The following is a 19356-nucleotide window of genomic DNA, read 5'->3' on the forward strand; positions in this document are numbered from 1 at the left end:
CTCCGCCGCGGCCGGGTGAGTTGAGTTCGGATCCCGTGAATTCCGATCTTCCGCGGATATCCCCCTCGATCCCTTCATGTCACACACATCGACGGAACACAGCGTGCTCGGAACCCTGACGAACGGTGACATCGCTCGAACTGACGCAAACCTGACTCACCGGCAACCGGTCGACCCCCACAGGGTTCGGTTAGTTTTCCGGTCCGGTGGACGGGACCTGTCGGCGAGCCCGACGCCGTGCAGTTCCCCCGCCCGACGCCGGAGGAGACACACCATGACAGTCCCCGCGCCGCGGGCCCGTCGACGGACGTCCATGCTGGGCCGGTCGATGCCGTTGCTGCTCATCGTCGCGCTGCTGGCACCGGTGGGGCTGCTCTTCGCATCCACGTGGCGGCACACCGGTGACGACCGGAGCCTTGCCGACTCCGAGCGACTCGGCGTGCAGTACCTGCGCGCCCTGGCCCCGGTCACCGAGGCACTTGTGGAAGCCCAGTCCGCGGCCGTGGCCGGACGCCCCGTTCCCGGCGAGCCGCTGAGCCGCGCGGTCGAGCAGGCCGCCACGGTGGACGCCCGCATCGGCGGGAAACTGCGCAGCCAGGAACGGTGGGCCGGGCTACGGGCCAAGGTGGAGGCGCTGCGCGACCGCAGCCCCGCCGACCCGGAGGCCGCCTACACCGCGTACGGCGAGGTCACCGACCTGCTGCTCGCCCTGCACCGCAAGGTCCGGGAGAGCTCGGGACTGGGCCGTGACCCGGGCGCCGACTCGTTCTTCCTGCAGGACAGCGCCGGTCAGAAGCTGCCCGAGGCGGTGGTGGCCGCCGGCCGGCTCGCCGACCTGGGTGCGCTCGCCACCCGACGGCCGGCCGCCGAACGGCCCCGCAGCCTGATGGAGCTGACCGGCCTGCGGGTGTCCGCCCTGTTGCCCGCGAACGAGGTGGTCGACAACCTGCGCTCCGCCGTGGACAGCTCGGAGAGCACCGACCTGGGCGCCAACGTGCTGACCCCGCTGGACGCCTATCAGCGGTCGGTGGAGGCGCTGGCCCTGTACTCGACCCCGAGCGGCGGGGGCACCGTCGACCAGGGTCAACTGACCGCGGCGGCGCTCAACTCCCGCAACGCCGCGCGCCAGCTCCAACCGGTCATCCTCGGCGAACTGGACGCCCTGCTCACCGAGCGGAGCGACGGGCTGGCCCGGGACCGTTGGCTGGCGGCTGGAGCGGGCGTGGCAGCCTTCCTGCTGCTGGCCTGGCTCGCCTGGATACTGATCGCCGCCGGTCGACGCGCACATCGACGGGCCGCCACGCCGGACGCCGGGAACCCCACCACCCCGCCGCCCGGCGACCCCTGGCAACCGTCGGCCCCGACCGGCCAACCGGCCGAGCTTCGACCGCTGCAACCGGTCGGCGCGGCCCACGAGCCGATCCTCGCGCAGTGGGGGCCGTTCGATGCTTCTCGGTAGGCTCCGGATCCGCGGAAAGCTCGCGCTGCTCGTGGTGATCCCCCTGCTCAGCATGGTCGGCCTCGCGGTGCCCGTGGTGCTGGACCGGGTGGCCGCCGCGCAACGCGCCGCCGACATCACCGAGCAGGTGCGGCTCGCCAGCCGGGTCGGCAGCCTCGTCCAGGACCTGCAACAGGAACGCATCCTGTCGGTCGGCTTCCTCCTGCGCCGGGTCGACCGCTCCGAGGTGATCCGCAAGGCCGCCGACGTGGACGATCGGGTGGCCGACCTGCGTGCCGACGGCGGCGACGCGCTGACCGAGCAGGTCGACCACGCGCTCGACGGGGTGTCCAGGCTCGGCGACCTCCGCAGGGCGGTGCTGGGTCGGTCCGCGAACCCCGGCCAGGTCATGGACGCGTTCGGCCCCGTCAACAAAGAGTTGATCGGATCGCTACGGCTGGTCTTCAACGTGGACACCGAGACGTTGCCCGGCCGCCAGGTGCTCGCCCTCGACGGGCTGCTGCGTGCCGACGAGGGCATCGGCACCTGCGCCACCCTGAGCATCCTGGTCAAGGCGATCGGCACTCCGGACACCACCGCCGGCTACGTGGCGTGCATCGCCGCACTTCAGGTCGACAACGCGCGCTTCCGCAGCCTGATCACTCCGGAGCAGCTCAAGGTGGCCCAGCTCAACGACGCCGCGGTGGCCGCGCGTACCAGCCCCGACTTCCTGATCACCAGCGCACGGGACCCGGCCGGCGCGGTCCGCGACGTGCCGTTGGAGGCGCTCTTCCCGGCCGTCCGCACGATGATCCGGCTCGGCCAGTTCGTCGAGAAGAAGATCGTCGCCGACGTTCTCGCCGAGGTGAAGGCCGACCAGCGGCGGGCGCTTACCGCCGCGTACCTGGTGGGTGCCGCGGCGGCGCTGATCCTGGCGCTTGTGGTGCTGCTCAGCGCGGCGGTCGCGCGCACGGTGGCCCGACCGCTGAGTCAGCTCACCCGCTCCGCCGACCGGGTCGCCCGGGTCGCCGAGGCGGAGTTGGTCCGGGTCACCGACGACGAGACGGAGCACGTCCAGTCCGTCCGGTTGGAACCGGTGGTCGTCCGGTCCAACGACGAGATCGGTGACCTGGCCAAGGCCTTCGACCGGGTGCAGAACACCGCGGCCCAGCTGGTCGAGCGGCAGGTCGCCGGCCGGCGCAACGTGGCGCAGATGTTCGGCCACGTCGGTAGGCGTACGCAGAATCTGGTGAGTCGCCAGCTCGCGCTCATCGACCGGTTGGAGCAACAGGAGGCCGACGCGGGCCGCCTGGAACACCTGTACCGGCTCGACCACATCTCCAGCCGGCTGCGACGCAACGCCGGCAGCCTGGTGGTGCTCTCCGGCTCGGCCGGCGCCGACGCGCACACCGCGCCGGTGCCGCTGGCCGACGTGGTCCGGCTGGCGCTCGGCGAGATCGAGGACTACACCCGCGTCGAGGTGCAGGTGCCGGCCGGCATCGCCGCCGCTCCGGCGGTCGTCGGTGACCTCGTCCTGGCGCTGGCCGAGCTGATGGAGAACGCGACAGTCTTCTCCCCGCCGCACACCCGGGTGCTGGTGGCCGGCGAGACGTCCGGGCGGGGCGCCCGGATCACGGTGGTGGACAACGGCATCGGCATGAGCGAGCAGCGACTGGCCGAGGAGAACGCCCGGCTCACCCGGCGCGAACGTCTCGACCTGGCGCCGACCGAGGTGCTCGGCCTCTTCGTGGTGGGCCGGCTGGCCCGCCGCCACGGCTGGGAGGTGAGCCTCGCCGCCACCGCGGGCGGCGGGGTGACCGCGCAGGTGGAGATCCCGCAGACGTCGCTGGTGCTGCGCCGCGCCGACCGGGCCGGGGCGACTGTCGCCCGGGCGGCCGTGCCGGACCGGGGCCGACGGCCCGCTCTCGACTCCGCCCGCGAAACCCGCACCCGCGCCGCCGTCGCGGCACCTGCCGGATTCGACACGGACCTGCTCAGCCGGGCCACCCGCAGCCTGGAGTCGGGCCAGTCCTGGGACGCGTTCGGCGCTAGGGAAATCGTCGACACCGGCGTTCCCACCGCTACGGCAGCGGGTCCGGCCGCCACGGCACCCGGTCCGGCCGCCGCCCCGGACAGCCCGGCGACGGCGGCGGGTGCGACCGCCAGCCCCCGCATCCGGCAGCGGGTGCCCGGTGCCAGCCTCCCGGCCACCGCCACGCCGGCCCGGCCCGCAGACGCCAGCAGCGCCGACCCGGACGCGGCTCGCGCACTCGTCGAGGCGTTCCAGTCCGGCGTACGCCGGGCCGAGCTGAGCGTCCCGCCGGCCGCCGGCCGCGCCGTCGGGCAGTGGTCGATGCGGACGGCCACCGAGCCGACCACCAGCGCCGGCCCCACGCCGGAGGATCCGGGCGAGACGGTCGACCTGCCGGCCACCCCGGGCGGCCTCGGCCCCACGGTGGCGGACACCGCCGGCCCCGCCCGGATCCGTCCCCGACTGAGCCGTCGGGTGCCCGGCGCCAACCTCACGGTCTCCCCACCCTGCCAGCCGCCCAGCCAGCACCTCGGGGATCCGGCCGAGGTGCGCGACCTCATCACCGAGTTCGAGGCGGGCGTCGCCCGTGCTCTCCGCGAAGTCAGCCCAGACCGTCGGAACGAAGAAGGATCATCACGGTGACCAGCCCCTTCCTGCACGACAACGTCGAACACCAGAGCCAGCCCGGCGCCGTCGGGGACCTCAGTCCCGAGGCGCGCACGTTCAACTGGCTGCTGGACTCCTTCACCTCCAGCACAGCCGGGGTGCTGGAGGCGATCGCGGTCTCCTCGGACGGGCTGCTGATGGCCATGTCGGCGATCAAGGACCGCTCCAACGCGGAGCGGCTGGCCGCAGTGGTCTCCGGCATGACCAGCCTCGCCGGCGGCGCGGCCAGCTGGTACGCGCTCGGCGGCCTGAACCGGGTGATCGTCGACATGGCCGACGGCTACCTGCTGATCAGCGCGATCAGTAGTGGTTCCGTACTCGGCGTCGTCGCCGACCGGTCGGCGAACCTGGGCACCGTCGCGTACGAGATGACGCTCTTCGCCGGTCGGGCCGGTGGTGCGCTGACCCCGCGACTGATCGCCGAGCTGAAGAACGCCGTCCAGCAGTGACCCCCGACGTCGCCGGCGAGGACCCGGACCCGGAGCCCGGGACCCGGATCCGCCCCTACCTGCGCACGCCGCACCCGGGTGGGGGCGGCGTGCCGGCGGCGCCGGAGCCGCAGCAGAGCGGTGGCGGCCCGACAGGTCCGCGCCCGTTCGTGCTCACCTCCGGGCGGGTGGCCGGCGCGGATCCGGCGATCGGGCTGGAGACGCAGGTGACCCTGCGCCCGGACGGCGGCCGGTGGACCGAACCGCCGGTCGGCCTGCTGGCGCCGGAGCTCCAGGCGATCATCGCGCTCTGCGCCGAGCCGATCTCGGTGGCCGAACTCTCCGCCCGGACCCGGCTGCAGTTCGGCGTGACCCGGGTCCTGGTCGGCGACCTGCGGGCCGCCGGGCACCTGGACGTGCACGTCACCGACGCCGACGACGCCCTCGACCCCGACCTCATCCTGCGAGTGATTGATGGACTTCGTGCGATCTCCTGAATGGCCGGGCGTCCCGATCGGAGGGCTCGCCGGCAACAGCGCCACCGCCCGCTACAGCACGGCCCCGGGAACTCCTCCGGCGCTCGGGCGTGCCACGCCCCCGCCGCCGGGCCCACCACCGCCGTACCGGCCGCCGGCGGGCGACGGACCGCCCAACCGGCCACCCGCGGCGCCCCCCGTGCCGGTCAAGATTCTCGTCGCCGGCGGGTTCGGCGTGGGCAAGACCACCACTGTCGGGGCGATCTCCGAGATCGCGCCGCTGACCACCGAGGCCGAGATGACCAGCGCCGGGATCGGCGTGGACGACCCGGGCATACGGTCGACCAAGACCACCACGACCGTGGCGATGGATTTTGGTTGCGTGACCATCGACCGCAGCCTGAAGCTCTACCTGTTCGGCACTCCCGGGCAGGCGCGGTTCGGTTTCATGTGGGACGACCTGGCCCGGGGTGCGCTCGGCGCGCTGGTGGTGGTCGACAGCTCCCGACTGGACGACTGTTTCCCGGCGATCGACTTCTTCGAGCGGGCAGGGTTGCCGTTCGTGGTCGGGGTCAACGCGTTCGACGGACGACTGGCCCTGGAACTCGGCGAGATCCGGTGGGCGCTCGCCATCGGCGATCATGTTCCCCTGGTGCAGTTCGACGCCCGGGACCGGCTCTCGGTACGGGACGCTCTACTGGTCGTCCTGGACCGGGCGTTGGACCGGGCCACCCGGGACAGGAAGGCCTGAGCCGACCGGCTCCGGCCGTGGCGGGAAGGGGTGAGCTGTGAGGGGCGACCTGGACGAGACGCTGGCCCGGTTGGCCCGGCGCGAGGAGGCGCTGCGCCGGCGGGTCACCGATCGGGACGACACCGCGCCACCGCCGGGCCCGACCGCCGGGCAGGGCGCCGCCACGGGTGGGCGCAACGCCGGGCCCGCCCGGCACGATGGTCGCCACGCGGAACCGGAGAGCCCCGGCGACGTCGTCGGGTGGGGTCCGGTCGAGGAGGTGGCCGAGGCCGTCCGCCAGGTCGTCGGCGCCCACCCGGGCCTGGCGGTGACCGTCCGCGTCGAGCACGACGGTCGGACGTACCCGCTGCGGGTCTCCTGGAACGGCCCGGACGTCACGGTCGGCCCGGAACCGCCCGCGGCCCCGGTGCAACCCCCGCCGTCCTGGCCGCTGTCCGGTCGGACGGTTCCGGCGTGGGCACCCGGCCCGGACGGGTTGACCCCGGACCCGGCGGCCCGGCTGGCAGAGCTGATCCGGCGGGATCCGTCGCTGCTGGATGAGCTGGATCCGCGGCGCTGACCGCGCCGACGTGCTGACGGCGGCTACGGTCGGGCGGTGGCCCAACCCGACCTGACCCTGACGGCGAGCCTGCGGCCCGCGGCGCTGGACGCCCGACGGGGCATCGTGCGGCTGCACCCGGAGGCGCTGACCGCGCTGGGGCTGCGCCCCGGCGACCCGGTGCGACTGACGGGCCGCCGGGAGACCGCCGGGATCGTCGCCGCTGCCGGGTCGGGCGCGAGCAGCGCCCTGCTGTACGCCGACGACCTCACGCTGGGCAACCTGGGCCTGCGGGACGGCGCTCCGGTGCGGGTGTCGCCGCTGCCGCTGACCCCGGCGGCCCGGGTCACGTTGACCGGGCCGGTGCAGGTGCTGGCGTCGGTCAGCCCGGAGATGCTCCGGCTCGCCCTGCTCGGCAAGGTGGTCACGGCGGGCGACGACGTGTCGCTGCTGCCGCAGGACGTGCTGCCGGACGCCTCGACGCGCGGCCTCGTCGAGGCGGCCCGGCGCAGCCTCGCCACCACCGTCGGCTTCGCGTGGACCAGCACCCTGCTCACCGTGGTCGCCGTCGAGGAGTCCGCCGGGTCGCTGGTCACCATGGACACGGTGGTCGCCTGGGAGCACGGCCCGGCCACCCACGGCGAGCCCGCCGCGGCCCCGACGGTGGACGCGGCCGGCGACGTGCCGGACGTGGACGAGCTGCCCGGCCTGCGCGCCCAGGCCGAGGAGCTGACCGAACTGTTCGATCTCGGCTTTCACCACCGGGAGGTGCTGGGCCGGCTGGGCACCGCCATCTCGCTGGGCGTGCTGCTCTCCGGTCCGGCCGGTTCCGGGAAGTCGGCGCTGGTCCGGGCCGTCGCCGCCCGGGTGGGCGCGCGCGTCCACCCGCTGTGGGCGCCCGAGGTGGCCGCGTTGACCAACCAGGCGGCGGCCGACCGGCTGCGCGCGGCGGCGACGACGGTTCGGGCCGGCGGACCGGCGGTGCTGCTGGTCACCGATGTGGAGGCGTTGGCACCGGCGGAGGAGCCCGGCCCGGTGGCCACGGTGTTCCGGCAGGTGCTCGCGGAAACCGTCCGGGCGGGTGTCGCAGTGGTCTGCACGACCGGGCGGCCCGAGGCGGTCGACCCGGCGCTGCGCGCACCGGACCTGTTGTCGCTGCGGATCAGCGTTCCGCTGCCCGATCCGGCCCTGCGCCGTGAGCAGCTCACCGTGCTGACCCGGCAGGTGCCGCTCGCCGACGACGTCCGGCTGGACGAGGTGGCCGGGCGTACCCCCGGGTTCGTGGCGGCGGACCTGGCCGCGCTGGTCCGGGAGGCCGGGGTACGCGCCGCGCTGCGGCAGAAGTCCGCGCGGACGCCGACGGTGGCGATGGCCGACTTCACCGCCGCCCTGGAGGTGGTCCGGCCGACGACGATGGCGGCGTCCACCCTGGAGCTGGCGTCGGTGACCCTGGACGACGTCGGCGGTCTGGACGAGGTCAAGCAGACGCTTACCGAGTCGGTGCTGTGGCCGCTGACCTACCCGGACACGTTCGCCCGCCTCGGCGTGCAGCCACCGCGCGGCGTGCTGCTCTACGGCCCACCCGGCTGCGGCAAGACCTACCTGGTCACCGCGCTCGCCGGTTCGGGACGGGCGAACGTGCTCTCGGTGAAGGGCGCGGAGCTGCTCTCCAAGTGGGTGGGCGAGAGCGAACGTGCGGTACGCGAGTTGTTCCGCCGCGCCCGGGAGGCCGCCCCGACGCTGATCTTCCTGGACGAGGTGGACGCGTTGGCGCCGGTACGCGGGCAGGCGACCGACGGGGGCACCACCGATCGGGTGGTCGCCGCGCTGCTCACCGAACTGGACGGGGTGGAGACGCTGCGCAACGTGGTGGTGGTCGGGGCCACGAACCGGCCGGACCTGGTCGACCCCGCGCTGCTGCGACCCGGCCGGTTGGGGCGACTGGTCTACGTGCCGCCGCCGGACGGGCCGGCCCGCGCGGAGATCCTGCGCGCCGCGGCCCGGCACGTGCCGCTGGCGCCCGACGTCGACCTGGCCGCGCTCGGCGCGGAGCTGACCGGCTTCTCGGCGGCGGACTGCGCGGCGGTGGTCCGGGAGGCGGCGCTCGCGGCGATGCGGGAGTCCCTGGCCGCCGCCACGGTCACCGCCGCGCACGTGGCGGCCGCCCGCGAACGGGTCCGGCCGTCGCTCGATGCGGCCCAGGTCGCCTGGCTCGCCGCGTACGCCGCCGGCAGGGACTGAGCGCCGCGCCCAACCTTTTGCCGTACCCGGCGCGTTACCAGAGCGGCACGTTCCTCAGTGGAGAGATCCACTCGACGACAGGCGGTGTTCCTCTTGCGCAGGCTCCTCACTCTTCTCGTCGTCCCTCTGGTGGCCGCGGCCACCCTCACCACTGTCGGCTCGGCGGCGGCGCACCCGACGCCGTCGTTCCCGTCCCGGATCGCCCTGCCGGACGGGTTCAGCCCGGAGGGTCTGACCATCGGTCGGGGCACGACCGTCTACGTCGGTTCGGTCGGCAACGGCGCGGTCTGGCGGGGCGACGTCCGTACCGGGCGCGGCTCGGTGCTCATCCCGGGTGCGCCGGGCCGGGAGAAGGCCGGTCTCAAGCTCGACCCGCAGGGCCGGCTGTGGACCGCCGACTTCTCCTCCGGCGGAGCCAGCGTCCACCACGGCGGCACCGGCGCCCAACTGGCCCACTACCAGTTCACCGACGAGCCGGGCAGCATCGTCAACGACCTCGTGGTCACCAGCCGCGCCGTCTACTTCACCGACTCGGCCCGACCGGCGCTGTACGTCGTACCGCTGCTTCCGGGTGGTCGGCTGCCCGCCGCCGGCGCCGCGCGGGTCCTGCCGCTGCGCGGCCCGGCCGCGACGCCCGACGCGTTCAACAACGGGATCGTGGCGCTGCCCGACGGTGACCTGCTGGTCGCGCAGATGCTGACCGGCCGGCTGGTACGCGTCGACCCGCGCACCGGCGCGAGCCGTGTCTTCGACCTCGGCGGCTACTCGGTGGACCGGGCTGACGGGCTGGTGCTGCGCGGTCACACCCTCTACGTGATCCGCAACCTGACAAACGTCATCGCTGTCGTCGGGCTGAACGCCGACTACACCGTCGGCGTGGTGCGCCGGGAGATCACCGGTCCGGCCCTGCGGTCGCCGGCCACCGGCGACCTGCTCGGCTCGGCGCTGTACGTGGTGAACGGCCGGTTCGACGTCGAACCCGGCCCGGACGTCGACTACGACATCGTCCGTCTCCCGGCCTGATCGAGCGCGGTCGGCGGCGGCCCGTCCGGGTCACCGCCGACCGTCCCGGCCCGGGCCGATCGGGCGCGGGTCAGTCCGGCACGGGTCAGTCCGTGGGGAGGAGCGGGCCGAGCGGGCCGAGGTCCAGGTTCAGGTCCTCCGGGGCCAGACCGAAGTGCTCGCGCAGCCCCGCCATCTGCTCCTCCAGCGCCATCAGGGTGACGCCGATGCGCTCGACCTGCTCCTCGGTGAGGTCACCGAGGTCCACCCGGCGCAGCGCCTGCCGCTCCATCAGCTGGCGCAGCAACTCGACGACGGTGAGCACCAGGCTGGCCAGTCCCCGCTCGACCGAGTCACGGTCCACCGCGATCCGGCGGTCCAACGGCGTGACCCGGGGTGGCCGCCACGACTGCGCGTCGAGCGCGGCGATCAACTCGCCCGCGTCGTCCCGGCCGGTCATCCGACATCCTCAGGTGGCGTCAGCGCGCCGACCGACGCGACGAGCGCCCGCAACGAGATCCGGACCAGGTCGACGTCGGCGATGGACAACGTGATGTCGCCGCTGATCACCACGCCGGTGGCGAGCACCCGGTCGAGGAGGTCGACCAGGGCGACCGGCCGGTAGGCCAGCGGATCGTCCGCGCTGCTCGGCGCGAGAGCGGTGGTCACCGCGACTCCCCGCCAGCGCCGGCGGGCTCCGGCCGTTCCGCCACGAAGGAGTACGCCGGCCACGGCCCGGTCAGCTCCAGCCGCAGGCCCGGATGACGGGAGCCCAACGAGCCGACCAGGTCGGTGAAGCGGGGCAGCGCCGCGGTGTCGACGAGGTACGCCCCGTTGAGCGCCATCGGTGCGGGCACCCCGGAGAGCCGCCGGTCCTGTGGGGCGTGCCGGCGTCCCGCCACGGCCACCTCGCACAGGGCGACGTGCACGGCGTCCGCTGCCGCGCTCGCCACCTGCTGGTGTTCCTCGCGGGCGGTCAACTGGGCACGCCTGCGGCGCAGGTACGCCGTCCCCACCCCACCGCCGCCCACCCCGGCGACGCTGGGCGCGGACGCCCCCGGCACCAGGTAGCCCTTGACGCCCCACTCGCCGCGCCCGGTCAAGCGGGCCAGGGTGGCGGACAGCTCGGCCCGCCGGGCCGCGAGCGACGCGGCGACCCGCCCGTCGTCGGTGTGCACGGTGGCGAGTCGGGCCGGCACCACCGGCCCCTGTCGGGCGAGCGCCTCGACCACTGCATGGTGCGTCCGCGCGGCCCGCTCCAACCAGACCAGGTCCTCCAGGTTGCGGCGCAGCGGCTCCTCGCCGTACTCGTCGAGCGGGGCGGTGCTGACGACCGCGACCAGCCCGGCGGCCGACACCGCGCGGACCGGGACGCCACCCATCCCGGCGACCGTCGCCAGCGCCACCCGGTCGACGTCCCGCACCACGCCGTGCAGCCAGACCCCGGTCACCGCGGCACGCCGCTCGGGAGCCACCTCAGCCGTCGAACTCATCCCACTCCTCCACCTCGGCGTCGCGACGTCGCGCCCGGGCCGCCACCCGGGGCCGCCGCTCCGCCTCGACCTGCTCCGGATCGCGCGGTCCCGGCTCCACCGGAGGGCGGGCACGGGAGCTGAGCCACGGGTCGTGCTCCCACCAGTCGATGCCGATCTGGCGTGCCGTGTCCACCGATGCGATGACCAGCCGCAGCTTCAACGTCAGCAGCTCGATGTCGAGCAGGCTGACCCGGATGTCCCCGGCGATGACGATGCCCCGGTCGAGCACCCGCTCCAGGATGTCGCCCAGGTTGGCCGGCTCGTGGCCGGCGGGCAGCACCTGGCCCGAGTTCTGCACCACCGAGGGCGGCTGCCCAGCGGTCATCTCAGCCCACCTCACCCTTTCCGCGCTGGTAGCGGCGCACCCGCCGATAGCCGAGCAGGTTCCCCTCGATGTCCAACTCCACCTCGTACAGGCCGAGCAGGTCTGTCGAGTTGGGGATCCGGCGTGCCTCCACCACCTCCACCCCGACCAGCCAACCGTCCTCGGTGGGCTCCAGCGACGTGGTCACGGAGGGCTCGCGGCCGGTCAACTCGACGAGCTGCCGCAGGCCCGCACGAGCCGCCTCGGCCGCCGACACGGGCTGCAGGTAATCCTCGTCGGCCGGCTCACGCTCGCGGGCCCTCGCGTCGTCGGTCACGGCGCACTCTCCTCTCCCGGACTGGGCCACGAGATCGTCCGTCAGCGGACGCCGAGCCCTCGGAACGCCGGCCCGCTCCCCCGGTGAGCCGGTCCAGCACCCGCTGCTCGGCGCGGTCGCGTTCCTCGGCGCTGAGTTCGCCGGCCGCCACGGCGGCGTCCAGCTCCTCCAGCTCGCGCCGGACGTTCACGGGGTTCCGCTGACGCGACTCGGCCTCCCGGGCCACCACAGCGACCACTGCGGTCAACCCGCGCACGGGGGCGTACGGCAGGGTCAGCAGCGCCCAGAGCAGGTCCACCGTCAGCCCGCCAACTGGTGGGCGTCGACGAAGTCGTACGGGGCGAGCGGCCCGAGCAGTCGCAGCCGCAGCAGCCCCCGCCGGTCCTGGGCGTACTGCTCCAGCACGTCGATGAGGTCCGCCTCGGTGTCGGTGTCCACCAGCAGCGCCACGTGCCCCGCGTCCATCTCGTGGGTCGGCGGGCGCAGTTGCGTGGTCACCACGTACTCGGCCGTGACGTCGAGCAGCCGCCGGTTCTCCGCCTCACGGCGCAACTCCACAGCCTGGCTGATCAGCTCCCCGAGTCGGATCCGGGGCTCCCTGCTGGCCGCCTCGCCCCGACCCCGTACCTGCTCGGCGAGCCGAGCGGCGTTCGGGTTCTCGTCGAGGACGGCGCGCAGCAACGCCCGCTCGTCGAAGCGGCCCTGCACCACGTACTGCACCCGGCCCTCGAACTCGGCGAGCGCGGCGGCGAACCGGTCGTGGTGCGGCCGGAGCAGGTCGAGCACCGCGTCCGGCCCGGTGACGACGGTGCCGAAGCGCACCGGCAGCACCGGCGCCACGGCCGCCGTCCCGTCGAGCAGCTCCTGGTACGCCCGCAGGTCCGCCGACTGGCCCAGCGGCGCGTCCAGCGGCACCTCGCTGACCAGGGCCGCGAGGTCTCCGTGCCGGATGACAGTCACCTCGCCGGGTGGGTCGCCGACCCCGGCCGCGTCGGGTGTCGCCTCCACGTCCGCCGGCACCAGCCCGTAGATGAACAGTCCCGTGTCGTCCGCCATGTCAGCTCCTCCCGAGGTCCCGCACCGTGCCGGTGGCGTCGTCGGTGACGTCCCGCACGGAGCCCGTGACGTCCCGGACCGAACCGGTGACCTCGCGGACCGCGCCGGTGACGCCACCGACGAGGCCGGCCAATCCCTCGCCCTCGCCCGGGTCGAGGTCGAGCCGGTCGACCGCCTCGGCGAACCGCAGGTACGTCTCGATACTCGCCACGGTCACCCGGGCGTTGATCTCCACGAGGGGAATGCCGATGACCCCGACCGTCACCTGCGCGTCGATCACGATGCCCTTGTCGAGCACCGTCTCCACGACGTCGGCGAGCCCGCCGGCGGCACCCCCCACACGTTCCAGGGCCCCGCCAACGGCGTCACCGCCGGAGGCGAGCGTCACTCCTCCTCCTCCCGGCGGCGGCGTACCACGGGTCGGCGCGGCGGCTCCGATCCCCGGCGCACCGGCGGCCGGGGCCGCTGCGGCTCCTCGCGCGGCTGCGGGCGGCGGGCCCGCTCGGGAGCACGACGACGGGGTGGCGGCGGCGGCTCCTCCTCGTCGGGCTCGTCCGCGTACCCCTCGTCGTAGCCGTCCTCGTACGCCTCGTACTCCTCGTCGTACTCCGGCTCGGCCGGTCGCCGGGGTGGCCGCTGACGCAGTCGCCCGCCGGGCCGGCGGCGCGGCTCCTCCTCGGGCGGCTCCTGGTCGGCGTACTCCTCGTCATCCGGCTCGGTCGGAGCCTGGCCGCGCCCTTCCCGGCCGCGCTCCCGCTGCTCGCGCTGCTCCCGGTCTTCGCGCAGGCCGGTTTCGTGGTCCTTGACCACCTGGGAGTCGCGGATCTCGCCGCGCCAGCCCTGCACCTGGTCCGGGTCGAGCGCCACCTCGGTCATGACGTGCCGGACGAAGTGCTTCAACTCCAGCCGCACCCGCCGGCCCTGGGCCCGCCACAGGTTGCCGGTGTGCTCGAAGAGGCCCTGCGGGTGGTACTCGAGCACCACCAGGATGCGGGTCAGGTCGGGGGTGATCCCGTGGAAGCTGACGGTGCCGTCGACCGAGCCCTTCTCGCCCTTCGAACGCCAGTGGATGAGCCGGTCCGGCACCTGGCGGATGATCGTCGACTCCCACGTCCGGTGCGACCAGAAGACCTGCGCCTTCCAGGTCATCTTCTCGGCCTCGTCGTTCTCCGCCTGCTCGACCTTCTTCATGAAGCTCGGGAAGTCGCCGAACTGCGTCCACTGGTTGTACGCGGCTCGCACCGGGACACCGACCTCGATCGTCTCGACGATGTTGGTGACCTTCTGCTTCTTGCCGCCCTTACCGCCCTTGCCGCCCACGCGGCCGAGAGCCGACATCACCTTCTCCTTACCGCCGGCCACCCCGGCATGCACCATCGCCTTCATCGGTGAGCCGCCCTCGGCCAGCTTCTGCGCGCCGGTGGCGGCGGCGATCAGGCCCGGTCCTCCGCCCTGGCGCGCGTACTCGCTCAGGCGGCCCGTCGCACCGGTGATCCGCTCCGTCACCACGCTCACCGCGCGATCGCCGATCGCCCCGGCCAGGTTGCGCACCTCGTCGGCCAACTGGCCGCGGAGCTTGTCGCCGAGGCCTCCCGGTTTGGTGTCTCCCGCCATGGTCACCGCCCCCGTCGCTGCCCGGCCGCGTCGTTCCGGTCGCTCGTCGCGCCGCGATCGGCGCTCTGGTTGCCGTTGCCGCTCCGACTGCCGTCACCGCCGTTGTCGCCGTCGCTGTTGCCGCTCTGGTTGCCGGTGCGGCGGCGCAGCGCGTCGGCGGAGCCGCGCAGCCGGCCGGTGAGCGCGTCGACGCCGCTGCCGGCCGCGGCGGTCGCGGCGGACCGACCGGCGTTGACCAGCGGCCCGCCCAGCCGGCTCAGGTTGCTCAACTGCGGGGACGACTGGAGGAGGTCGCCACCTCGTTTCAGCAGACCGCCCGGGTCGCGGCTCGCCCGGCCGGCGGCCACCGCCGCGGCCAGGGTCAGGGCGGTACGCAGTTTGCGACGGCGGCCCAGCAGGTAGCCGAAGCCCACCGCCAGCCCGATTCGTGTTCCGGTCTTCATCAGGTCTCCCTCGCTCCCCGGTGGGTCCGGGACCGTCTGCCCGCGCAGGGGCCGGAGAAGGGCTACCGGGGAATAGCGCGCGCCACGCCCTCGATCAGACGTCCCGTATCTGCGGACCCGGCGGGCAGTACCCGGGGGAATTGCCGCGAAACCGCTCCGACAATTTCCGTGAGCGCGGCACCGGAGACATTCGGAAAGACGGCACCCAGCGGCACAGACAGGACTTTCAGGCGCTCTTGAGCAGGGAGGACACCAACGACGACGAAAGAGTGGAGCAGTTTCAGAGAGCGGGAGGCGTCGAATCGAGGCAGATTTCGGCGTGCACCTTTCCGCCGTCCTCACGCAGTTTCGCACCGCATTTTTCGAGAACTGCTACCGCGCCGACATTGTCCGACGTCGTCTCGGCGACCACGGCTCGCATGCCCGCGCGGGCGGCGACGTTGAGCAGTTCCCGCAGGGCCGCCGCGCCGATCCCCTGACCGCGCGCCGACAGGCCGAGCCACATGCCGGTCTCCACCGTGCCCGGCTCGTCACAGCGCGTCATCCGGATCATGCCGACCACCTCGCCGCCGACGAGGATCGCGTACATCTGGGAGCCGGTCGGGCCGTCCAGACCGGCGAAACTCGCCCGGTGGAACTCACGGAACGCCTCCCGGCGGGCGAGCGACCAGCCAGCGGGAGCCTCGACCGGAGGCATCACCTCACCCGGCTCGGCCTCGGCAGCCGCTACGGAGAGCAATGGCTCCAAGTTCTGCTCGTCCACCGGCTCAAGCCGGACCGCACCCGCCACGTGCCGCAGTCTGCCGGCCTCATCGGCCGAAGTCCACCCCATTGGACATCCACTGGCGGTCCGGCTACCCGTACCGGCCGGTCGGCCGGTTAGGGTGTTTCTCCTCACGCTCCGTCGTCATCTGGCCTATGGGGCGACCACCCCGAAGTCGCAGAACACCACCGAGGCGTCGTCGGTGGGCTTGTGCCTTCGCAGCCGGTCGGGATGATCGCGCTCGGCGTCGCGGACCCGGCCCAGCAGCCCGGCTGGCCCCTCGACGCTCAGCAGGTCCAGCAACCCCGCCCAGTCGGTCAGCCCGAACTGCTCGACCGCACTGGACGCGCCGTCGCTGAGCAGCGCGGCCCGGCGCAGGGCAGCCGGACCGCGCCGGGGCGCCGTCCCGGTCACCGCGTGGAAGGCCGCGTCGGGGTCGGCGGCGGCCACCCAGTAGCCGTGGGTGCGGTTCATTCGTTCCCGTTGGACGCCTACCGCGTGCCGGAACCGCGCGACCGGGTCCGCCGCGCCGGCCGGCACGGTCGCGACCGTCTGCCGCAGCTCGGCCATCGCCGTGTCCAGCCGGTCGTCGGTCACCACGCTGACCTGCCCGCCGACGTCCAGCACCAACGGGCTGTCGCAGAGCACCAGGTAGTCCACCTGGTCGCCGCAGTCCCGCAGCAGGCAGACAGTGCTGGACGGGGTGCCCGGATGGTCGAGGTCGCACTGCCCACCGTGGTCGGCGCGGACGGCGAGGATGGCCGCTGCCAGGTTGCTCGTCAGGCGGGCCGCCGGACGGGCCGCCTCGGCCACACCGAGCCGGGCCGCCAGGTGTCGGACGTACCACTCCGGGCCGTGGACGCAGCCGGTGTCGAAGCCGTCCGGCACTGTCGCGCCGTCCAGGACGCCGACCAGCGGGCCGAACTGAAAGACCAGGTCCTCGTTGACCGACCGGCCCGGGGCCGGCGCGGACGCGGAGCGTACCCGCATCATCGGCGCCGGCCCCGTCGCATCAGCGCTGCCGAAGCTGGTCGGCGGACGCATGCGCCTGTCCCTGCACCTGACCGGCGGCCGAGCGACCCTGGTCGCGTACCGCGGACATCCCCTGCTGGGCGCTGGAGCGCACCGACTGGGCCGCCTGCTGCGCGGGCTCCCGCAGGTTGTCCTGCATCTGGTGGCCGACCTGGCTCGCCTGCTCGCGCAGCTCACCCGAGTGCTCGCTCACCATCTCCCTCGCCCGGCCGGCGAGTTGCCGTTCCCGCCCGCTCGGCGGAATCAGCGATGCGGCCAGCAGACCGACGCCGAAGGCGACCAGCCCGGCTGCCAACGGATTGCCCTGCGCCTGCTCGCGGGACTGCTGCCCGAGCGACCGGGTCTCGTCGCGGACGGAGCCGGCGGCGTACGACATCCGCTGGCCGGCCTCCTGCCCGAGGTGATTCGAGCTGCCCATCATCTTCTCCTTCGCTCGGGTGAGAGCGCCGCGAGCCTGCCCGACGCTGTCACCGGCGATCCGACGCGGGTTGACCTTGTCGGCCAGGGCGTCGACGTCACTGCTCAACTCGTTGCGGGTGGTCTCGATCTCCCGCCGGATCCGATCCGGATCACTGGACATGGTGTGCTCTCCCTACCGACTCGGTCACCGGCCCCGCAGGGCGTCCGGCAACTCCCGGGCGGTCTGCTTCGTTCGGGGCAGGACCGCACGTGCCCGCTTCAGCTGGGTCCGCGCGTTGAGGAACAGGCCACCGGCGACGGCGGCCCAGAGGATCGCGACGATCAGCGCCGCCCACCCCTGGTCCATCGCGTTGGAAAGCCCCCACCACACGGCGTACGACACGAAGAGCACGGCGAGGAACCCGGCCAGCCCCGCAGCGCCGAACATACCGCCGGACTTGCCCGCCTGGGTCACCTCCTCGCGCAGCTCGGCCTTGGCCAGTTCGACCTCCTTGCGCACCAGGGTGGACATGTCCCGGGTCACGTCGCCGAGGAGGTCGCCAACCGATGCCTGGGTCCGCTCCTTCTCCGGGGCGCTCACGGTGCCACCCCGCCGGGCAGGTCCGACTGCGGCCGACCGGCGGGCGAGACGTTCTGCGCCCGCGCCGCCCCCACGTACGGCTGCTGTTGACCGGTCTCCGCCGGTGCGCCCTGCGGGGCGGGCTGGGCTGCGCCCTGGGGCGCGGGCTGGGCGCTCGGCGTGCCCGGGCTCCCGCCGTTGCCGGAGGCCGACGCCGTCAGGCCACGGGTGAGCCGTCCGACCAGCAGCCCGGCCACTGCCGCGCCGGCCAGGAAGGTCCCCGGGTGGCGCCGCGCGTAACTGCGCACGTCGTCGAGCACCTCGCCGGGTTCACGCTCGTCGAGCCAGCCCGCGGCCTGCTGGGCGGCGTCAGCCACCCGCCGTACCGCCTGGCCGGCCAGCCCGGAATCACCGTCGCGCTCGGCCATCGACCCCAGTTCACGACCAACGTCGCGCAGGCCCTCGGCGGCCCGCCGCTGCTGCGTCTGTGCCTGCTCTCGAAGCTGTCCGCCGGCCTGGCCGGTCAGCTGCCGGGCCTGTCTGCGCGCCTCGGCGGCCACCTGCCCGCCCTGGTCGGCGGCGGTGTGGGCGACCTGCCCACCGGCCTGCGTGGCCTGGTGGCCGACTCGGGACGCCTCCTGCCGGGCCTGCTGCCCGCTACCGCTCGGTGTGCCGCTCTGGTTCGTTGCCGTCATGCCCCGCTCCCCTCCTGGGTGCTCGGTCGCCTGGCGACCCCGGAACGTCCGTCGCCTACCCGCCGGGCCCGCCGACATGCGAACCGGTCGACGCGCCGACGGGGAAAGACCACCGATCAGGGCCAACGGACCGCATCGGAGGCAGCACGGACGGTAGCGTCAGCAACAGCCATCTCCGGAGTCTCCGGACGACCGGACCCGGCAGGAACGGTGAGTCCGGCGGATCGCGGACGGCGGTGTCCGGACCGCGCAGACCGTCCACAGCGTCAGGGGGATCGCATGTTGAAGCGGTTGCACGAATCGGGGCTCAAGGCGGAACACATGTACATGGCGGGCTTCGCCAGCATCGGCCTGTCGTTCACCAGCTGGTTCCTGTCCAGGCACCTGGAGCGGGCCGGTGTGGCGCGCGCGGACCGGTGGGGCATCTTCATCGGCGAGTGGGCGCCGACCTTCTTCGCCATCGGCAACGGCCTGCAGGGGTACGAGAAGAAGTAGGGCCGGCGGGCTCAGCGACGGCGGTTGCGGGCGCGCGACGAGCGGAGCCGGCGGAGCCGGCCGATCAGTACCGGGTCGGCGGCGAGCGCCGCCGGATTGTCCAGCAGCCCGTTGAGCAGTTGGTAGTACCGGGTGGAGGAGACGCCGAAGGTGTCCCGGACGGCCTGCTCCTTGGCGCCGGCGTGCCGCCACCACTGCTGCTCGAAGGCGAGGATGGCCAGTTCGCGCGCGGTCAGGCCCGCCGGGGGCGCGGCCGGGGCGGTGGCCGTCTCGTCGTCTGCCGCTTCGGTGTCGGCCGGCGGGGCGTCGTCGGTGCTCTCGACGGGCGGTGCCGGGCGGGGGGTCGGGACGCTGGGCGCGACACCGCCGGCCAGCTCGCCCGGACGAGCGTCGGTGGACGGCTCGGGAGCGGTCGGCGCGGCGTCGGCGGGCATGACGTTCAGCCTAGCCAGGGCCGACCACTGTCGCAGCAGCCGGCACGGCCGGCTCCGCACGTCGGAAAACCCGACGGTGGGGCCGGCCGTGCCGTTG

Annotated in this window: 24 protein-coding genes and 1 pseudogene; 9 read left to right on the top strand and 16 right to left on the bottom strand. The window is 73.8% G+C overall.

Annotated elements, in window-relative coordinates:
- Positions 1-274: 274 nt before the first annotated feature.
- The 8 genes from AB0B97_RS18485 (at position 275) to AB0B97_RS18520 (ending at position 9593) form a co-directional block, all read left to right on the top strand.
- Positions 275-1459 (top strand): hypothetical protein, encoded by a 1185-nt coding sequence (locus AB0B97_RS18485; RefSeq protein ID WP_357494852.1) that lies wholly within the window; start codon positions 275-277, stop codon positions 1457-1459.
- Positions 1446-4112 (top strand): nitrate- and nitrite sensing domain-containing protein, encoded by a 2667-nt coding sequence (locus AB0B97_RS18490; protein WP_357494854.1) that lies wholly within the window; start codon positions 1446-1448, stop codon positions 4110-4112. Before AB0B97_RS18485 ends, AB0B97_RS18490 begins: the two co-directional genes overlap by 14 nt.
- Positions 4109-4585 carry a roadblock/LC7 domain-containing protein gene (locus tag AB0B97_RS18495; RefSeq protein WP_234583325.1) on the top strand — a complete coding sequence of 159 codons (477 nt, stop codon included), beginning with the start codon at positions 4109-4111 and terminating at the stop codon, positions 4583-4585. Before AB0B97_RS18490 ends, AB0B97_RS18495 begins: the two co-directional genes overlap by 4 nt.
- Positions 4582-5061, top strand: a complete 480-nt coding sequence (locus tag AB0B97_RS18500; protein WP_357494857.1) for a DUF742 domain-containing protein — start codon at positions 4582-4584, stop codon at positions 5059-5061. The genes AB0B97_RS18495 and AB0B97_RS18500 overlap by 4 nt, the downstream gene beginning before the upstream one ends.
- A complete protein-coding gene (locus tag AB0B97_RS18505) occupies positions 5039-5791 on the top strand; it encodes an ATP/GTP-binding protein (protein ID WP_234583327.1) in 753 nt (250 codons plus the stop codon). The genes AB0B97_RS18500 and AB0B97_RS18505 overlap by 23 nt, the downstream gene beginning before the upstream one ends.
- A 37-nt stretch (positions 5792-5828) precedes the next feature.
- Positions 5829-6350, top strand: a complete 522-nt coding sequence (locus tag AB0B97_RS18510; protein WP_234583328.1) for a hypothetical protein — start codon at positions 5829-5831, stop codon at positions 6348-6350.
- 36 nt (positions 6351-6386) lie between these two features.
- The gene (locus AB0B97_RS18515; RefSeq protein ID WP_357494859.1) at positions 6387-8570 is read left to right on the top strand and encodes an AAA family ATPase; all 2184 of its coding nucleotides are present in this window, start codon (positions 6387-6389) and stop codon (positions 8568-8570) included.
- Between the two features lie 93 nt (positions 8571-8663).
- A complete protein-coding gene (locus AB0B97_RS18520) occupies positions 8664-9593 on the top strand; it encodes a superoxide dismutase (protein WP_357494861.1) in 930 nt (309 codons plus the stop codon).
- A gap of 85 nt (positions 9594-9678) precedes the next feature.
- Here AB0B97_RS18520 and AB0B97_RS18525 read toward each other — a convergent pair whose 3' ends face one another.
- From AB0B97_RS18525 to AB0B97_RS18595, 15 genes and pseudogenes are all read right to left on the bottom strand, one after another.
- On the bottom strand, positions 9679-10032 hold the full coding sequence (locus AB0B97_RS18525; protein WP_357494863.1) for a gas vesicle protein K: 354 nt from the start codon (positions 10030-10032) through the stop codon (positions 9679-9681).
- A complete protein-coding gene (locus AB0B97_RS18530; RefSeq protein ID WP_357494865.1) occupies positions 10029-10241 on the bottom strand; it encodes a gas vesicle protein in 213 nt (70 codons plus the stop codon). The genes AB0B97_RS18525 and AB0B97_RS18530 overlap by 4 nt, the downstream gene beginning before the upstream one ends.
- Positions 10238-11065, bottom strand: coding sequence for a GvpL/GvpF family gas vesicle protein (locus AB0B97_RS18535; RefSeq protein ID WP_357494867.1), 828 nt, complete (start codon positions 11063-11065; stop codon positions 10238-10240). The genes AB0B97_RS18530 and AB0B97_RS18535 overlap by 4 nt, the downstream gene beginning before the upstream one ends.
- The gene (gvpJ, locus tag AB0B97_RS18540; protein ID WP_234583334.1) at positions 11049-11432 is read right to left on the bottom strand and encodes a gas vesicle protein GvpJ; all 384 of its coding nucleotides are present in this window, start codon (positions 11430-11432) and stop codon (positions 11049-11051) included. The genes AB0B97_RS18535 and gvpJ (AB0B97_RS18540) overlap by 17 nt, the downstream gene beginning before the upstream one ends.
- Before the next feature lies 1 nt (position 11433).
- A complete protein-coding gene (locus AB0B97_RS18545; RefSeq protein ID WP_234583335.1) occupies positions 11434-11748 on the bottom strand; it encodes a gas vesicle protein in 315 nt (104 codons plus the stop codon).
- Positions 11717-12046, bottom strand: a complete 330-nt coding sequence (locus AB0B97_RS18550; protein WP_357494870.1) for a gas vesicle protein GvpG — start codon at positions 12044-12046, stop codon at positions 11717-11719. The genes AB0B97_RS18545 and AB0B97_RS18550 overlap by 32 nt, the downstream gene beginning before the upstream one ends.
- A gap of 2 nt (positions 12047-12048) precedes the next feature.
- Positions 12049-12804, bottom strand: a complete 756-nt coding sequence (locus tag AB0B97_RS18555) for a GvpL/GvpF family gas vesicle protein (protein WP_234583337.1) — start codon at positions 12802-12804, stop codon at positions 12049-12051.
- Positions 12805-12973: 169 nt separating this feature from the next.
- Positions 12974-13192, bottom strand: a pseudogene (gvpJ, locus tag AB0B97_RS18560) (gas vesicle protein GvpJ); the annotation flags it as partial.
- Complete coding sequence (locus AB0B97_RS18565) at positions 13189-14418, bottom strand: SRPBCC family protein (protein WP_357494872.1); 1230 nt, start codon at positions 14416-14418, stop codon at positions 13189-13191. The gene AB0B97_RS18565 and the pseudogene gvpJ (AB0B97_RS18560), both read right to left, overlap by 4 nt.
- Positions 14419-14420: 2 nt before the next feature.
- Complete coding sequence (locus AB0B97_RS18570) at positions 14421-14861, bottom strand: hypothetical protein (RefSeq protein WP_357494874.1); 441 nt, start codon at positions 14859-14861, stop codon at positions 14421-14423.
- 280 nt (positions 14862-15141) lie between these two features.
- Positions 15142-15651 (bottom strand): GNAT family N-acetyltransferase, encoded by a 510-nt coding sequence (locus tag AB0B97_RS18575; protein ID WP_234583340.1) that lies wholly within the window; start codon positions 15649-15651, stop codon positions 15142-15144.
- 126 nt (positions 15652-15777) lie between these two features.
- Complete coding sequence (locus tag AB0B97_RS18580; protein WP_234583341.1) at positions 15778-16668, bottom strand: hypothetical protein; 891 nt, start codon at positions 16666-16668, stop codon at positions 15778-15780.
- Positions 16637-17236, bottom strand: a complete 600-nt coding sequence (locus AB0B97_RS18585) for a DUF3618 domain-containing protein (protein ID WP_357494876.1) — start codon at positions 17234-17236, stop codon at positions 16637-16639. Before AB0B97_RS18585 ends, AB0B97_RS18580 begins: the two co-directional genes overlap by 32 nt.
- A 24-nt stretch (positions 17237-17260) precedes the next feature.
- Complete coding sequence (locus AB0B97_RS18590) at positions 17261-17656, bottom strand: phage holin family protein (RefSeq protein ID WP_234583343.1); 396 nt, start codon at positions 17654-17656, stop codon at positions 17261-17263.
- Positions 17653-18330, bottom strand: coding sequence for a hypothetical protein (locus tag AB0B97_RS18595; protein ID WP_357494878.1), 678 nt, complete (start codon positions 18328-18330; stop codon positions 17653-17655). Before AB0B97_RS18595 ends, AB0B97_RS18590 begins: the two co-directional genes overlap by 4 nt.
- 279 nt (positions 18331-18609) lie before the next feature.
- On the opposite strand from AB0B97_RS18595, the gene AB0B97_RS18600 reads away from it, so the two are divergent.
- On the top strand, positions 18610-18825 hold the full coding sequence (locus AB0B97_RS18600; RefSeq protein ID WP_234583345.1) for a hypothetical protein: 216 nt from the start codon (positions 18610-18612) through the stop codon (positions 18823-18825).
- Between the two features lie 11 nt (positions 18826-18836).
- Here AB0B97_RS18600 and AB0B97_RS18605 read toward each other — a convergent pair whose 3' ends face one another.
- On the bottom strand, positions 18837-19259 hold the full coding sequence (locus AB0B97_RS18605; protein ID WP_357494880.1) for a DUF3263 domain-containing protein: 423 nt from the start codon (positions 19257-19259) through the stop codon (positions 18837-18839).
- Between the last annotated feature and the right edge of the window lie 97 nt (positions 19260-19356).

It is taken from the genome of Micromonospora sp. NPDC049004 (genome assembly GCF_040649315.1).
Lineage (GTDB): Bacteria > Actinomycetota > Actinomycetes > Mycobacteriales > Micromonosporaceae > Micromonospora.

What these genes read in the sequence shown, in the direction of transcription:
- AB0B97_RS18485 (WP_357494852.1), top strand. Translation starts at nt 275, where the DNA reads ATGACAGTCCCCGCGCCGCGGGCCCGTCGACGGACGTCCATGCTGGGC.
- AB0B97_RS18490 (WP_357494854.1), top strand. Translation starts at nt 1,446, where the DNA reads ATGCTTCTCGGTAGGCTCCGGATCCGCGGAAAGCTCGCGCTGCTCGTG.
- AB0B97_RS18505 (WP_234583327.1), top strand. Translation starts at nt 5,039, where the DNA reads ATGGACTTCGTGCGATCTCCTGAATGGCCGGGCGTCCCGATCGGAGGG.
- AB0B97_RS18525 (WP_357494863.1), bottom strand. Translation starts at nt 10,032, where the DNA reads ATGACCGGCCGGGACGACGCGGGCGAGTTGATCGCCGCGCTCGACGCG.
- AB0B97_RS18535 (WP_357494867.1), bottom strand. Translation starts at nt 11,065, where the DNA reads ATGAGTTCGACGGCTGAGGTGGCTCCCGAGCGGCGTGCCGCGGTGACC.
- gvpJ (WP_234583334.1), bottom strand. Translation starts at nt 11,432, where the DNA reads ATGACCGCTGGGCAGCCGCCCTCGGTGGTGCAGAACTCGGGCCAGGTG.
- AB0B97_RS18555 (WP_234583337.1), bottom strand. Translation starts at nt 12,804, where the DNA reads ATGGCGGACGACACGGGACTGTTCATCTACGGGCTGGTGCCGGCGGAC.
- AB0B97_RS18565 (WP_357494872.1), bottom strand. Translation starts at nt 14,418, where the DNA reads ATGGCGGGAGACACCAAACCGGGAGGCCTCGGCGACAAGCTCCGCGGC.
- AB0B97_RS18570 (WP_357494874.1), bottom strand. Translation starts at nt 14,861, where the DNA reads ATGAAGACCGGAACACGAATCGGGCTGGCGGTGGGCTTCGGCTACCTG.
- AB0B97_RS18580 (WP_234583341.1), bottom strand. Translation starts at nt 16,668, where the DNA reads ATGCGTCCGCCGACCAGCTTCGGCAGCGCTGATGCGACGGGGCCGGCG.
- AB0B97_RS18585 (WP_357494876.1), bottom strand. Translation starts at nt 17,236, where the DNA reads ATGTCCAGTGATCCGGATCGGATCCGGCGGGAGATCGAGACCACCCGC.
- AB0B97_RS18595 (WP_357494878.1), bottom strand. Translation starts at nt 18,330, where the DNA reads ATGACGGCAACGAACCAGAGCGGCACACCGAGCGGTAGCGGGCAGCAG.
- AB0B97_RS18600 (WP_234583345.1), top strand. Translation starts at nt 18,610, where the DNA reads ATGTTGAAGCGGTTGCACGAATCGGGGCTCAAGGCGGAACACATGTAC.
- AB0B97_RS18605 (WP_357494880.1), bottom strand. Translation starts at nt 19,259, where the DNA reads ATGCCCGCCGACGCCGCGCCGACCGCTCCCGAGCCGTCCACCGACGCT.